This window comes from Streptomyces sp. Isolate_45, from assembly GCF_024721315.2.
GTDB lineage: Bacteria > Actinomycetota > Actinomycetes > Streptomycetales > Streptomycetaceae > Streptomyces.
Window position 1 is genome coordinate 1 of sequence record NZ_JANFAK020000188.1, and the last position, 14,434, is coordinate 14,434.

Consider the following 14,434-nt stretch of genomic DNA (forward strand, 5'->3'; position numbering starts at 1 on the left):
GCCGCGGCGCCCGCGAGCGGCGCCGCCAGGACGTGCGGGGCCAGCCAGGCCGTCAGGACGAACGCCCCGTGCGCCGCGCTCCCCGTGCGTTCCAGGGCGAGCAGCACCACCGCCATGCCCATGCCCTCCGAGGCGAACCGCGCCGCCAGCGCGGCCCCCAAGTACCTCCCGAACCCACCGCCCATGTCCCGGACCCCCTCCAGTACAGACCCGCACCGCGTGTAACGTGTTATGGAGGAAAGACGTTACGTTATGTGGGTGTAAGGCGAAAGGATCCGGTGATGGCAGGCCTACGGAACGCGGGCGGTCCGGCGGGCGAGGGTTTTTCGGCGGCCCGGCGGCTGATCGAATGCTCCGAGGCGGTCCGCGTCGATCCCGGGCTCGCGCGGGACGGCCTCGCCGCCCTGCTGGCCCGGCACGGGGAACACCCGGCCGACCTCGCCCCCGAGGCCTTCGGCGAGGCGGACGCGGCCGAACTGCGGGCCGCCGCGCTCCGCATGGCCGGGATCCTCGCCGAGACCGACGAGGACCGCACCGCCGAGGCCCTCAACGCGCTGCTGGAGGAGTGCGGCACCCGACCCCGGCTGACCCGGCACGACGGCCATCCCTGGCACCTGCACGTCGACCGTGGCGACGGAGCCCACTGGGGCGACTGGTTCCTGGCCTCCGGCGCCCTCGCCCTCGCCCAACTGCTCACCGAGCACGGTCGCGTCGTCTGGGGGGCCTGCGCCGCCACGGGCTGTGGGCGTCTCTTCCTGGGGGCGGGCCCCGGCAGCGTCCGCCGCTACTGCTCCAGTACCTGCTCCACGCGCGCCCGGGTCGCGGCGCACCGGCGCCGCAGGCGGGAGGAGGGCTCGGGGGCGGGGGCCCACTGAGTCGCGCCGGGGACCCGCCCGGGGCGTCGGGCGGTGCGGGCCTACGCCGCCCGCCCCGCCCGTCGGACGGCTCACACCGTCTTGATGCCGCCGCCCTCGACGACGTAGTCGGCGCCGGTCACGCTCGCCGCGCGGTCCGAGGCGAGGAACACCACGACGGCCGCGACCTCGTCGGGCTCGACCATCCGACCGGTGGTCATGCCCATGGACGCGGGCACGCCGGTCAGGAACTCGCGGTGGTCGACGCCGTTCGCCTCGGCGAGGAGGGCGCCGAAGCCGTCCTCGCCCTCCCATATGGCCGTGCGCGTCGGGCCGGGGGAGACGGTGTTCACGCGGACGCCCCGGGGGCCGAACTCCTCCGCCAGCGACTTTCCGAACGCGTTGAGACCGGCCTTCGCGGCGCTGTACTCGATCGGGCCGGTGGCCGGCAGGCGCGCGCACATCGACGAGATGTTCACGATCGCCCCGCGGCGCTCCAGGATGCTCGGCAGCAGCCCGCGGGTGACCCGGACCGTGCCGAACAGGTTGACCTCGAAGCTGTGCGCCCACAGGGCGTCGTCGGTCGCGAGGAACCCGTCGAGGTTGAACTCGTCGCCGCCGCCCAGGTTGTTGACCAGGATGTCCACGCCGCCGAGTTCCGCGAGGGCCCGCGCCCCCAGTTCCCGTGCGCCTTCCGGTGTGCTCAGGTCGACCGCGACGGCGTGGGCGCCGGCCTCCTTGAGTTCGGCGGTGATCGTGCGGGCCGCGCCGACCACGCGGACCCCCTCGGCGACGAGCTGCCGGGTGATCGCGAGGCCGACGCCCCGGCTTGCCCCGGTGACGACGGCGGTCTTTCCCGCGAGTGCGAGTTCCATGGCGGACTCCTTCAGAATTTTTGAACCGCAGGTACAAAATGAGGGCGTAAAAAACGAGGGCCGTCGGAACAGCCCTTTGTCGTACGTACTAGAGCGACGCCACCGCCGCGTCCACGACCCGTTTCAGCTGCGAGGCGTCCTCGGCGGTCTTCGCCAGCACCCGCATGCCGATCACGGTCGCGAGCAGCCAGGAGGCCACGGCTGCCGCGTCGCGGCCCGGGTCGATCTCACCCGCGCGCTGCCCCTCCTCGACGGTCGCCCGGAAGGCGCCCTCGGTGCGCGCGAACATCCTGCGCACCGTGTCGGTCGTCCAGGGGTCCGACGGAGCCGATTCGGCGGCCGTGTTGACCGCCATGCAGCCGCGCCGGTCCGGGTCGCCCAGATCGAGCTCGACCAGCGCCTCCAGCGCCCCCCGCAAGCGGTCCTTGGCCGAGCCGGGGTGGTCGAGGAGTTCCGTCAGCCACGCCGCCTGCGCGTCCCGGTAGCGGGTGAGCGCCCGTTCGAACAACGCCTGCTTGCTGCCGAAGGTGTTGTAGAGGCTGCCCTTGCCGATGCCGATCTCGTCCACGAGGTCCTGCGGCGTCGTCGCCGCGTACCCCTTGCGCCAGAACACGTCCATCGCGCGCTCCACCGCCACGTCCGGATCGAACTGCTTCGGCCTGCCCATGGCGTTACCGTAGCAGCGTTTTTGACCTTGAAGTCAAATATCTGCCCGCGGCTCGGCGATCACAGGACGATCGAGGTGGGCGAAGGCGTCGCGCTCGGGAAAGGGTCGCCCGCCCCGGAGCGCCGGGGCGGGCGACCCTCTCCCGACCGGGAGTGGTTCAGCCCGCTTCCTTGACCTGCGCCGCCGTCGGCGCCGTGCCGCCCAGGTGGGCCGGCAGCCACCAGGAGTCCTCGGGACCGGCCGGCTTGGCCGGGTAGGAGCGCTGCGCCGCCTCCAGCAGCTCCTGCACCCGCTCGCGCAGGCGACGGGTGATCGCCCCGGCGTACTGGTCGGACGGGGCCTCGATGGGCTCGCCGATCCGCATCGTCACCGGGATGTGGCTGCGCTTGAGGTTCTTCGGCCGGCCCTTGGTCCACAGCCGCTGCGTGCCCCACAGCGCCACCGGGATCAGCGGGACGCCCGCCTCCTGGGCCATCCGCGCCGCGCCCGACTTGAAGCTCTTGAGGGTGAACGACTGGGAGATCGTCGCCTCGGGGAACACCCCGATGATCTCGCCGGCCCGCAGGGAGTCCAGGGCGTGCTGGTAGGCGGACTCGCCCTGGGTGCGGTCCACCGGGATGTGCTTCATGGCGCGCATCAGCGGACCGGACACCTTGTGCCGGAACACCGACTCCTTGGCCATGAAGCGCACCAGGCGCTTCTGCGGCCGTGCGGTGAGGCCGGCGAAGATGAAGTCGAGGTAGCCGATGTGGTTCGACACCAGGACCGCCCCGCCCTGGCGCGGGATGTTCTCGGTGCCCTTCATGTCGATGCGGATGTCCAGCGCACGGAAGAGGGTGTGCGCGGCGCCGATCACTGGGGGATAGACGAGCTCAGCCATGGTGGGGAGACCCCGCTTTCTGCCTGGGGAGGTGCTCCCGGCCGGAAGTTACGGAAGCGTAGGTACGCGACCATGGGGGGATCGTGCCCCAAACGCGGCCCGCTGGCCAGTCCAGACGGCCGAGCCCGGAGAGATCCTCGTCACGCGGGGAATGCCGCATGGCGACCGCGCGCTGGGACAAGGGCTTCGCCGGGCACCTGCCGGGCGGGTGCGAACATACGGACAGGGTGGACGGGAGTACGCGTGCACGGGCACGGAGTGGACGACGGCGAGGGGCGATTGCCCACCGGCCGGGGGCGGGGCGTGCCCCTGGGCGCGGCCGAACTGGGACGGGAACCGGGGGAGCGGGCCAGCCTGGTCCAGTTCTCCACCGCCTTCTGCCAGCCCTGCCGGGCCACCCGGCGGATCCTCGCCGAGGTCGCGGGCCTGGTTCCCGGGGTCGCGCACATCGAGATCGACGCAGAGCGGAACCTGGACCTGGTGCGCGCCCTCGGCATCGTGAAGACCCCGACCGTACTGGTCCTGGACGCCGCGGGCCGCGTCGTCCGCCGCGCCGAGGGGATGCCCCGCAAGGCCGATGTGATCGCCGCTCTCGGGGCGGCGGTCTGACGGGTGCGCCGGTGCGTGCGCCCGTACGGAGCGTGACGCGCCTGACATCTGACCGATCCGGCTTGACTGTGTACACGTGAGATCGTCAGGCTGACGACATGCGGTATGAACTCCTGCTTTACGGGCGGGTCCACGTGGACCTCGTTCGCCACGCGAGCGCGCGCTGTTGGGATCACTGACAAACCCGGCCCCCGATCCCCGACTGCGTCCGCGATTCCCGCGGCAGAAGGAAGTCCTGCGATGACCGCCCCGACCGCCCCGATGGCCTCGCCCGCGCCCTTCGGCGCCGACCGCTCCGGCCTGCCCGGCTCTCCCGAACTGCTCCGCTCCGTCTTCCGCCGTCACGCCGCCGGCGTCGCGGTGATCACCGCGGAGCTCGACGGCAGGCCCGCCGGATTCACCGCCACCTCCCTGAACTCGGTGTCCGCCGACCCGCCCCTGCTCTCCTTCACCATCGGCACCGGCTCCTCCAGCTGGCCCGCGGTGCGGGAGTCCGACCACCTCGGCGTGCACATACTCGGCGAGCACCAGAGCGAGCTGGCCGGCCTCTTCGCCACCAGCGGCGCCGACCGTTTCGGCTTGGGCACCGGCTGGGTCCGGGGCCCGCACGGGGTTCCGCTGCTGGACGGGGTGCTGGCCTGGCTGGTGTGCCGGGTGGTGGCGAGGGTGCCCGCGGGCGCCCACCGTGTGATCATCGCGGAGGCGGTGGCCGGGGATCCGGCCGGGGAAGGCCGTCCGCTGCTCTACCACCAGGGGCGCTTCAACGCGTTGCGGGACTGAATCGTCCCTGCTGGGGCGGGTCGGGACGGCGTTGTCAAGGTCACAGTTCGGTGGCCTTGCACCTGGCGGGCACCCAAGGTGTACTGACGAGTAACATTCCCATCGGAGCGCGGGCCGCCCCGACCGGGATCCGCCCGACATGGCGCCTATGCTGCCTGCACAAGGCGGTACCAAAAAAGACGATGCGGTAGGAGAGCCGGCGTGAGCCTGAGGATCGTTGTCTGTGTGAAGTACGTGCCCGACGCCACCGGCGACCGGCAGTTCACCGAGGACCTGACCGTCAACCGTGACGACGTCGACGGCCTGCTGTCGGAGCTCGACGAATACGCCGTCGAGCAGGCGCTGCAGATCGCCGACGAGGCGGACGACGCGGAGATCACCGTCCTGACCGTGGGCCCCGAGGACGCCAAGGACGCGCTGCGCAAGGCGCTGTCGATGGGCGCCGACAAGGCGATCCACGTCGAGGACGACGACCTGCACGGCTCCGACGTCATGGGCACCTCGCTGGTGCTGGCCAAGGCGATCGAGAAGGCCGGTTACGACCTGGTCATCGCGGGCATGGCCTCGACCGACGGCGTCATGGGCGTGCTGCCGGCCATCCTGGCCGAGCGCCTGGGCGTCCCGCAGGTCACCCTGCTCTCCGAGGTCAAGGTCGCGGACGGCGTCGTGACCGGCCGCCGTGACGGCGACTCCGCGAGCGAGCAGCTGGAGGCCTCCCTCCCCGCGCTCGTCTCGGTGACGGACCAGTCGGGCGAGGCCCGCTACCCGTCCTTCAAGGGCATCATGGCCGCCAAGAAGAAGCCGGTGGAGTCCTGGGACCTGTCGGACCTCGACCTGGAGGCCGAAGAGGTCGGTCTGGAAGGCGCCTGGACCGCGGTCGACTCCGCGACGCAGCGTCCCGCCCGCACCGCAGGCACGGTCGTCAAGGACGAGGGCGAGGGCGGCAAGCAGCTGGCCGAGTTCCTGGCCGGCCAGAAGTTCATCTAAGAACTCCGGCCATCCCCTCTTAGCCCCCAGATACTTCGCAATCGCAGGAGAGCAGTCCCATGGCTGAAGTTCTCGTCTTCGTCGACCACGCGGACGGTGCCGTCCGCAAGCCCACCCTCGAGCTGCTGACGCTGGCCCGCCGCATCGGCGAGCCCGTCGCCGTCGCCCTGGGTGCCGGCGCCGCCGACACCGCCGCGGTCCTCGCCGAGCACGGCGCCGTCAAGGTGCTGACCGCCGACGCCCCCGAGTTCACCGAGTACCTCGTCGTACCGAAGGTGGACGCGCTCCAGGCCGCGTACGACGCTGTCTCCCCGGTGGCCGTGCTCGTCCCGTCCTCCGCCGAGGGCAAGGAGATCGCCGCGCGCCTCGCCGTGCGCATCGGCTCCGGCATCATCACCGACGCCGTCGACCTGGAGGCCGGTGACGAGGGTCCGGTCGCGACGCAGGCCGCCTTCGCCGCGTCGTTCACCACCAAGTCCCGCGTGTCCAAGGGCACCCCGGTCATCACGGTCAAGCCGAACTCGGCTCCGGTCGAGGCCGCCCCGGCCGCCGGCACCGTCGAGGCGCTCGCCGTCACCTTCGGCGCCCTGGCCACCGGTACCAAGGTCACCTCGCGCACCCCGCGCGAGTCCACCGGCCGCCCCGAGCTGACCGAGGCCGCGATCGTCGTCTCCGGCGGCCGTGGCGTCAACGGTGCCGAGAACTTCGGCATCATCGAGGCCCTCGCGGACTCCCTCGGCGCTGCCGTCGGCGCCTCGCGCGCCGCCGTGGACGCCGGCTGGTACCCGCACTCCAACCAGGTCGGCCAGACCGGCAAGTCGGTCTCCCCGCAGCTGTACATCGCCTCCGGCATCTCGGGCGCGATCCAGCACCGCGCGGGCATGCAGACCTCGAAGACCATCGTGGCCATCAACAAGGACGCCGAGGCCCCGATCTTCGACCTCGTCGACTACGGCGTGGTCGGCGACCTCTTCGCGGTCGTCCCCCAGCTGACCGAGCAGATCCAGGCCCGCAAGGGCTGACCTGCGGGGCAAGCAGTCTCCGGGGCCGTGTGGTGTTTGTCACCACACGGCCCCGAGTCGTTTCCGGCTCCGGGCGGAGGGACCATTGACGGAGCGGAACCCCGTGATTAAATTCTGCTATGCGGATCTAAGATTCCGTGAAGCGGAAAAGAGGAGAGTGCACGATGGGTCAGCAGGAGAAGGTGGCGACGAGCCTCGCAGGCGCGGTCAGCGAGGGCATCAGCGCCTCCCTCGCGCCGGTGGACGCGGAACTCGCGCGCCACTACCCGGGCGACCCCGGCACCCGTCAGCCCATCCACACCGTCTACGTGCCCGGTGACGTCTTCGCCGCCGACACGATCCGCTCCTGGGGCGACCAGGCCCTCGCGGCCCTCGACGAGCACGCCCCGGACGCCGCCACCTTCGCCAAGGTGCTGGGCATCTCCGACGAGCTGGCCGTCCCGGTCTACGACCGCGTCCGCGCCAAGCTGGCGAGCGAGCCGATCGAGGACCTCCGCGTCGACTTCGAGGACGGCTTCGGCGTCCGCTCCGACGAGGAGGAGGACCAGGCCGCGGCCCGCGCCGCCCGTCTCGTCTCGGAGGCCTTCGCCAACGGCACGAACGCCCCGTACATGGGCGTCCGCATGAAGTGCATGGAGTCCAACGTCCGCGACCGCGGCATCCGCACCACCGACATCTTCCTGTCCGGGCTGCTCGCGCACGGCGGCCTGCCCGATGGCCTCGTCCTGACCCTGCCCAAGGTCACCTACGCCGAGCAGGTCAGCGCCTTCGTCAAGCTGCTGGAGGCCTTCGAGATCACCCGAGGCCTGCGCCCGGGCCGGATCGGCTTCGAGATCCAGATCGAGACCAGCCAGTCGATCGTCGCCTCCGACGGCACCGCCACCGTGGCCCGGATGATCGAGGCCGCCAAGGGCCGCGCCACCGGACTGCACTACGGCACCTTCGACTACAGCGCCTGCGTCGGCGTCTCCGCCGCCTACCAGTCCAGCGACCACCCGGCGGCCGATCACGCCAAGGCGATCATGCAGGTCGCGGCCGCCGGTACCGGCGTACGCGTCTCGGACGGCTCGACGAACGTCCTGCCCATCGGCACCACCGAGCACGTCCACGAGGCCTGGAAGCTGCACTACGGCCTCACCCGCCGCGCCCTGGCCCGCGCCTACTACCAGGGCTGGGACATGCACCCGGCGCACCTGCCGACCCGCTACGCGGCCGTGTTCACCTTCTACCGCGAGGGCCTGGAGACCGCCGCGGCCCGTCTGAAGGCGTACGTGGCCAAGATCGAGGGCGACGTCATGGACGAGCCCGCCACCGCCAAGGCCCTGGCCGGCTACCTCGTGCGCGGCCTCGACTGCGGCGCCGTCGGCACCGAGGAGGTCACGGCACTGACCGGCCTGACCCGCGCCGAACTGGACGCCTTCGCCATTCCGCGCCGCTCGGCGACGCTGACGGCGACCGCCTGATCCGCGGCGTCACGCGTACGGCCCGGCCCCCGGATCACCGGGGCCGGGCCGTACGTCTTCCGTCCGCGCGCGGGGCGTCAGCCGCCCGCCGGGGGCAGCTCGCCCGAACCGCGGGGGATCAGGCGCGTCGGCAGCTCGATGCGGGCCGGCGGGAGGCCCGCGCCCGCCAGCCGCTGGAAGAGTCGGTCGGTGGCCACCCGGCCCAGGGCCGCCGCGTCCTGGGCGACCACCGTGACGCCCGGGTCCAGCAGGTCGGCCAGCTCGAAGTCGTCGAAGCCCACCAACGCCACCGGGCCCGGCCGCGCCGCGAGGACCCGTACGAGCGTGACGGTCACCCGGTTGTTCCCGGCGAAGAGGGCGGTGACCGCGTCGGGGCCGCTCAGCATCGCCCCGGCGGCGGCCGTCACCCGCTCCGGGGCGGTCGAGCCGAGGGAGACCCAGGAGGCCGGTACCGGCAGGCCCGCCCGGTCCATGGCCTCGTGGTAGCCGCGCAGCCGCTCCGTGGCGGTGTGGATGCGGGGGTGGTCGCCGATGAACCCGATCCGGCGGTGCCCGCCCGCGATCAGGTGGGCCACGCCGTCGCGGGCGCCGCCGAAGCTGTCCGACAGCACGACATCGGCGTCGATCCGGCCGGCCGGCCGGTCCACGAACACCGTCGCCACGCCCGCCCGGATCTCCGGCTCCAGGTACCGGTGGTCGTCACCGGCCGGGATCACGATCAGCCCGTCCACCCGGCGGGCACACAGCGCGAGCGCCAACTCCCTTTCACGGTCCGGGTCCTCGGCGCTGGAGCCGTTGATGAGGAGCGCGCCGTGCGTGCGGGCCACCTCCTCGACGGCCCGGTTGAGGGGACCGTAGAACGGGTCCGCGAGGTCTTCGAGTACCAGACCAACGGTCGCAGTACGGCCCTTGCGGAGCACGCGCGCACTGTCGTTGCGGCGGAAACCCAGTGCCTCGATGGCCTCATGGACCCGCCGCTCGGTGTCGGGAGTCACCCCGGGCTCGCCGTTGACGACCCGTGAGACCGTCTTCAGGCCCACGCCCGCCCGGGCCGCCACGTCCTTCATGGTCGGCCGGTTGCCGTAGCGGGGCTCGGACGGGTGACGGGTGTGGGGCACGGTGTGGAAACCTCCGGATGCGGGCGTGCTGACAGGGCTCTGACCTTGAGGATAAGCACTCCGGCGACGAGCGGGTTTCCATGGCAGGGTGAGGCGGGCAAGCCACTGGGGGCTACGGACGCGAGCCATGGGGAGAGGGGTAGACGTGATTGTCTGGATCAACGGCACGTTCAGTGCCGGGAAGACCAGCACGGCCCGCGAACTGGCCGGACTGCTGCCGGACAGCACCCTGTTCGACCCGGAGCTGATCGGGGAGGCACTGAACCGGCTCCTGCCGCGCGAACGCCTCGCGGAGGTGACCGATTACCAGGACCTGCCGAGTTGGCGGCGGCTGGTCGTCGACACCGCCGCGGCGATGCTGGCGGAGCTCGGGGGCGTGCTGGTGGTGCCGATGACCCTGCTCCGTCAGGACTACCGCGACGAGATCTTCGGGGCGTTGGCGGCCCGGCGCATTCCCGTCCGGCACGTCCTGCTCGCCCCAGCGGAAACGATCCTGCGTGAGCGGATCGCGACCCGCCGGGAGCCGGGCGACCCGGAGGTGGTGGACGTACGGGTCCGGCAGTGGGCGTACGACCACATCCCCGCCTACCGGGCGGCACTGGGCTGGCTGGCGGCCGACGCCCACGTCATCGACAACGGGCGGCTGACCGTACGGGAGACGGCCGAGCGGATCGCCGAGGCCGTACGGACGGACACGGCCGGGATCTGCGACATCGTGCAGACCCCCGAGCCGACGCGCGAGACCGTGGCGGCCGGGGTCCTGTTCTTCGACGACGCGGACCGGGTCCTGCTGGTCGACCCGACCTACAAACCGGGCTGGGAGTTCCCCGGTGGAGTCGTCGAACCCGGTGAGGCGCCCGGCCGGGCGGGCGTACGGGAGGTCGCCGAGGAACTCGGCCTGGAACTCGACCACGCCCCGCCGCTCCTCGTCGTCGACTGGGAACCGCCCCTGCGCCCCGCGTACGGGGGACTGCGGCTGCTCTTCGACGGCGGACCGCTGACCCCGCCGCAGATCAAGGCGTTGCGCCTGCCCGGCCCCGAACTGCGGGCCTGGCGCTTCGTCACCGAACCGGAGGCGGCCGGGCTGCTGCCGCCACAGCGCTACGAACGGCTGCGCTGGGCGCTGCGGGCCCGCGAGGGCGCCCGCCCCCTGTACCTGGAGGCGGGCCGCCCGACGCCGTGAGAGGTGTCCCGCCGGCTTTCAGCCCGCGACGGGCACGGCTTCGGCAGCGGTCCGCAGCGTCGCCGCCGTGTCCGTCACCCAGGGGTCGCCGTGACCGAAGCAGGCCACGGCCGGGGCGAGCGCGGCCAGCCGTCGGAACGAGGAAACGGCCTGCTCCCGGTCGACGTTGAAGACGCCGAGCATCACCCGGCCCACCCCCGCGACACAATCACCCGTGAACAGCACCCCGTACGCGGGCAGGTGGACGCCGATGCTACCCGGCGTGTGGCCGGGGGAGTGGACCACGGCCGCCCCGCCGCCGAAGGGCAGCACCTCGCCGTCCTCCAACTCCCGGTCCACCGGGGTCGGCGGGGCCTCGGGGACGGTCAGGCCGTGGGCGTACAGCGGCAGTTCCCAGTCCAACAGGACCGGTTCCGGGACCGGCTGCTCGCCACGGACCACGGGGGCGTCCAGCCGGTGCGCGAGGATCTCGGCCCCCCAGCGGGCGGCGAGTTCACCGGCCGCGCCGACGTGGTCGCGGTGGCAGTGGGTCAGCACGATCCGCTCCAACCGCTCGGGCCGCAGGCCGAGGGAACGGATCGCCCCCTCGATGGCGGGGGCCGCATCGACGTGACCGGCGTCGATCAGGGTGAGGGCTTCGCCGTCCTGCCAGAGGTAGGCCTGGCCGATGGGGAAGCGGAGCATGTGGAGTCGGTCCGGGAGCACTTCTACGAGGTCCATGCGCCGAACGTAGGCACCGGACGCCGCGCGCGGCACGCGAATTCGCCCCGAGCGGAGTCCGCCCAGGGCGCATTCCGCCCCGGGCGTACGGGCGTACGGGCGTTGGCCGTCCGGCTCGTCCGGCTCGTCCGGCTCGTCCGGCTCGCCCGGCGCGGCGGCAGGACCGCCGTGCCGGGCCCGCCCGGTGCTCAGCCGCGCTTGGACTCGGCGTAGTTCACCAGGAACAGGGCCTCCGCCACCGAGAGGCGTTCCAGCTCCTCCGGCGAGACGCTCTCGTTCACGGCGTGGATCTGAGCCTCCGGCTCGCTCAGACCGATCAGCAGCATCTCCGCCCGCGGGTACAGGGAGGTCAGCGTGTTGCACAGCGGGATGGACCCGCCCATGCCGCTGATCTGCATCTCCTGTCCGGGGTACGCCACCCGCATGGCCGCCGCCATCGACGCGTAGGCCGGGCTGTTCGTGTCGGCCTGGAACGGCTGCCCCTGACCCACCACCTCGATCTCCAGGCGGGCGTTCCAGGGCGTGTGCGCCACCAGGTGCGCCTCCAGCAGCTTGATGGCCCGCGTGGTGTCCACGCCCGGCGGCACGCGCAGGCTGATCAGGGCGCCCGCGCTCGCGTGCACCGACGGGGTCGCGCCGATCACCGGCGGGCAGTCGATGCCGAGCACGGTGACGGCCGGGCGGGCCCACAGGCGGTCCGCGATCGTGCCCTCGCCGATCAGTTCGACCCCGTCCAGCACCTTCGCGTCGGAACGGAACTCGGCCTCCGGGTACTGCAGGCCCTCCCACACCGCGTCGGAATCCAGTCCGTCCACGGTCGTCGAACCGTCCGCCGCGCGCAGCGAGGCCAGCGTCTGGATGAGTGCGGCCAGGGCGTCGGGGGCGACCCCACCGAACATGCCGGAGTGCAGGTTGCCGCCGAGGGTGTCGATCCTGACCTTGAGGAGGGTCATCCCGCGCAGGGTGGCGGTCACCGTCGGCAGGCCGGTACGGAAGTTGCCCGCGTCGCCGATCACGATGGTGTCGGCCGCCAGGAGCTCCGGGTTCGCCTCGGCGTACTGCTGGAGGCCGCCGGTGCCCTGCTCCTCGGAGCCCTCGACGATGACCTTGACGCCGACCGGTACGCCGCCGTTCGCCTTCAGCGCGCGCAGCGCGAGCAGATGCATGATGAACCCGCCCTTGCAGTCCGCGGCGCCGCGCCCGTACCAGCGGCCGTTCCGCTCGGTGAGCTGGAAGGCGGGCGAGATCCAGGCGGCGTCGTCCAGCGGCGGCTGCACGTCGTAGTGCGCGTACAGCAGGACCGTCGGGGCGCCCTCGGGGCCGGGCAGGTACCCGTACACCGACTGGGTGCCGTCGGGGGTGTCGAGCAGCGCGACGTCCTGGAAGCCCTCGACGCGCAGGGCCTCGGCCACCCAGTTCGCGGCGGCCTCGCTCTCGCTCTTGGGGAACTGCGCCCAGTCCGCCACCGACTGGAAGGCCACCAACTCCGTCAGCTCCGCCTTGGCGCGGGGCATCAGCGAGGCGATGGTCTCGGCGATCGGATTCTGGGACATGGGCACGCTCCTCGTGGGTGCGACGTTGTGACAAGTGCCGGGTTACGGCGAATGCAAGGCAAAAGACAGTTCCGATCCTCGCACAAAGGGCCGGGCGGACTCGCGCCGTAGGATTTCCACGGCATCCGAGCAACAGCGTGATCAGGAGCAGCAGCACATCGTGAGCAGCGACGACGACGTAAACGGCGCAAGCGCAGGGCAGGCCGCCGCTCAGGGGGCGGACGAAGGAACGGCGCACGGGCGGGCGGGCGGGCCGGCGAAGGCCCCGGGCGACGCCACGGACACGGCCGGGGACGGGCAGGCGAGCACGGACACGGGTGGTGAGGCGGGCGTGGACACGGGCGATGACGTCGGCGTGGGCACCGGCGGTGACGTCGGCGTGGGCGCCGGCGGTGACCGGGATCAGGACGCGGAGTCGGCGGAGCGGGATTCGGAGGGCGTCGTGGCGTCCGGGGGCACGGGCGAGGTCTGGGACGTCGTCGTGGTCGGCGCCGGCCCCGCCGGGGCCTCGGCGGCGTACGCCGCGGCGACCGCCGGTCGGAGCGTCCTGCTGCTGGAGAAGGCCGAACTCCCCCGGTACAAGACCTGCGGCGGCGGCATCATCGGCCCCTCGCGCGACGCCCTGCCGCCGGGCTTCGTGCTGCCGTTCAAGGACCGGATCCACGCGGTCACCTTCTCGATGAACGGGAAGCTGACCCGGACCCGCCGCTCGAAGGGGATGCTCTTCGGGCTCATCAACCGGCCCGAGTTCGACGCCGCCCTGGTCGCGGAGGCCGAGAAGGCCGGCGCGACCGTCCGTACGGGTACCGCGGTGGCGCGGGTCGAGCAGCACGGCGCGGCCGTTCCCGACCGGCGCACGGTCGCCGTGGTCCTGGCGGACGGCGAGACCGTGCTGGCCCGGGCCGTGGTCGGCGCCGACGGCAGCGCGAGCCGGATCGGCGCGCACGTCGGGGTGGAGATGGACCAGGTCGACCTCGGCCTGGAGGCGGAGATCCCCGTACCGGAGACGGTCGCCGAGGACTGGAAGGGGCGGGTGCTCATCGACTGGGGTCCGCTGCCCGGCAGTTACGGCTGGGTCTTCCCCAAGGGCGACACCCTCACCGTGGGCGTGATCTCGGCGAAGGGCGAGGGCGCCGCCACCAAGCGGTACCTGGACGACTTCATCGCCCGGCTGGGGCTGGCGGGCTTCGAGCCGGCCGTCTCCTCCGGGCACCTGACGCGTTGCCGCAAGCCCGATTCGCCCCTGTCGCGGGGTCGGGTGCTCGTCGCGGGAGACGCCGCCGGGCTGCTGGAGCCGTGGACGCGGGAGGGCATCTCGTTCGCGCTGCGGTCGGGCCGGCTGGCGGGGGAGTGGGCCGTCAAGATCTCCGAGGCGCAGGACGCGGTGGACGCGCGGCGTCAGGCGCTGAACTACGCCTTCGCGGTCAAGGCCGGGCTGGGCGTGGAGATGGGCGTCGGCAAGCGCATGCTGACCGTTTTCGAGGCCCGCCCCGGGTTCCTGCACGCGGCGATCACGGGCTTCCGGCCCGCGTGGCTCGCCTTCGCGCGGATCACCCGGGGTTCGATGACGCTGGCCGACATGGTGCGTACGTACCCGCTGGCGCGCAAGGCCCTGCACCTGGTGGACGCCCGCCAGGCGCGCGGCGACCGGGGCTGACGCCCACCCGGGGCTGACCCCGTCCGGCCGTCGGGCCGGCCCCGCCCGGTGCGGCCGGGGCCGGCC

14 protein-coding genes and 1 pseudogene are annotated in these 14,434 nt (G+C 72.5%); 8 read left to right on the forward strand and 7 right to left on the reverse strand.

The features are described from left to right. Positions 1-185: pseudogene (locus NOD94_RS35400) on the reverse strand (MFS transporter); the annotation flags it as partial. Positions 186-281: 96 nt separating this feature from the next. Here NOD94_RS35400 and NOD94_RS35405 point away from each other — a divergent pair. Next, entirely contained in the window at positions 282-875 is a 594-nt protein-coding gene (locus NOD94_RS35405) for a CGNR zinc finger domain-containing protein (protein WP_281210328.1), read from the forward strand. A gap of 71 nt (positions 876-946) precedes the next feature. Here NOD94_RS35405 and NOD94_RS35410 read toward each other — a convergent pair whose 3' ends face one another. The 3 genes from NOD94_RS35410 to NOD94_RS35420 form a co-directional block, all read right to left on the reverse strand. Continuing rightward, positions 947-1,729 (reverse strand): oxidoreductase, encoded by a 783-nt coding sequence (locus NOD94_RS35410; RefSeq protein WP_281210329.1) that lies wholly within the window; start codon positions 1,727-1,729, stop codon positions 947-949. A gap of 88 nt (positions 1,730-1,817) precedes the next feature. After that, complete coding sequence (locus NOD94_RS35415) at positions 1,818-2,396, reverse strand: TetR/AcrR family transcriptional regulator (RefSeq protein ID WP_281210330.1); 579 nt, start codon at positions 2,394-2,396, stop codon at positions 1,818-1,820. A gap of 157 nt (positions 2,397-2,553) precedes the next feature. Next, positions 2,554-3,276, reverse strand: coding sequence for a lysophospholipid acyltransferase family protein (locus NOD94_RS35420; protein ID WP_281210331.1), 723 nt, complete (start codon positions 3,274-3,276; stop codon positions 2,554-2,556). Positions 3,277-3,534: 258 nt separating this feature from the next. On the opposite strand from NOD94_RS35420, the gene NOD94_RS35425 reads away from it, so the two are divergent. The 5 genes from NOD94_RS35425 (at position 3,535) to NOD94_RS35445 (ending at position 8,137) form a co-directional block, all read left to right on the forward strand. After that, the gene (locus NOD94_RS35425; RefSeq protein ID WP_281210338.1) at positions 3,535-3,885 is read left to right on the forward strand and encodes a thioredoxin family protein; all 351 of its coding nucleotides are present in this window, start codon (positions 3,535-3,537) and stop codon (positions 3,883-3,885) included. A gap of 261 nt (positions 3,886-4,146) precedes the next feature. Next, on the forward strand, positions 4,147-4,665 hold the full coding sequence (locus tag NOD94_RS35430; protein WP_281210339.1) for a flavin reductase family protein: 519 nt from the start codon (positions 4,147-4,149) through the stop codon (positions 4,663-4,665). 201 nt (positions 4,666-4,866) lie between these two features. Continuing rightward, complete coding sequence (locus NOD94_RS35435) at positions 4,867-5,652, forward strand: electron transfer flavoprotein subunit beta/FixA family protein (RefSeq protein WP_281210332.1); 786 nt, start codon at positions 4,867-4,869, stop codon at positions 5,650-5,652. A 59-nt stretch (positions 5,653-5,711) separates the two neighbouring features. Then, complete coding sequence (locus NOD94_RS35440; protein WP_281210333.1) at positions 5,712-6,674, forward strand: electron transfer flavoprotein subunit alpha/FixB family protein; 963 nt, start codon at positions 5,712-5,714, stop codon at positions 6,672-6,674. Between the two features lie 164 nt (positions 6,675-6,838). Further along, positions 6,839-8,137 carry an aldolase/citrate lyase family protein gene (locus NOD94_RS35445; RefSeq protein WP_281210334.1) on the forward strand — a complete coding sequence of 433 codons (1,299 nt, stop codon included), beginning with the start codon at positions 6,839-6,841 and terminating at the stop codon, positions 8,135-8,137. A gap of 77 nt (positions 8,138-8,214) precedes the next feature. Here the strand turns inward: NOD94_RS35445 and NOD94_RS35450 are convergent, their stop codons facing one another. Further along, a complete protein-coding gene (locus NOD94_RS35450) occupies positions 8,215-9,204 on the reverse strand; it encodes a LacI family DNA-binding transcriptional regulator (protein ID WP_281210340.1) in 990 nt (329 codons plus the stop codon). A 178-nt stretch (positions 9,205-9,382) separates the two neighbouring features. On the opposite strand from NOD94_RS35450, the gene NOD94_RS35455 reads away from it, so the two are divergent. Then, a complete protein-coding gene (locus NOD94_RS35455; RefSeq protein ID WP_281210335.1) occupies positions 9,383-10,438 on the forward strand; it encodes an NUDIX hydrolase in 1,056 nt (351 codons plus the stop codon). Between the two features lie 18 nt (positions 10,439-10,456). Here NOD94_RS35455 and NOD94_RS35460 read toward each other — a convergent pair whose 3' ends face one another. Next, entirely contained in the window at positions 10,457-11,158 is a 702-nt protein-coding gene (locus tag NOD94_RS35460; protein ID WP_281210336.1) for an MBL fold metallo-hydrolase, read from the reverse strand. 188 nt (positions 11,159-11,346) lie between these two features. Then, on the reverse strand, positions 11,347-12,711 hold the full coding sequence (locus tag NOD94_RS35465) for a dipeptidase (RefSeq protein WP_281210337.1): 1,365 nt from the start codon (positions 12,709-12,711) through the stop codon (positions 11,347-11,349). A gap of 442 nt (positions 12,712-13,153) precedes the next feature. Between NOD94_RS35465 and NOD94_RS35470 the strand changes: the two genes are divergently transcribed. Continuing rightward, positions 13,154-14,368 (forward strand): geranylgeranyl reductase family protein, encoded by a 1,215-nt coding sequence (locus NOD94_RS35470; RefSeq protein WP_281210341.1) that lies wholly within the window; start codon positions 13,154-13,156, stop codon positions 14,366-14,368. Positions 14,369-14,434: the final 66 nt, after the last annotated feature.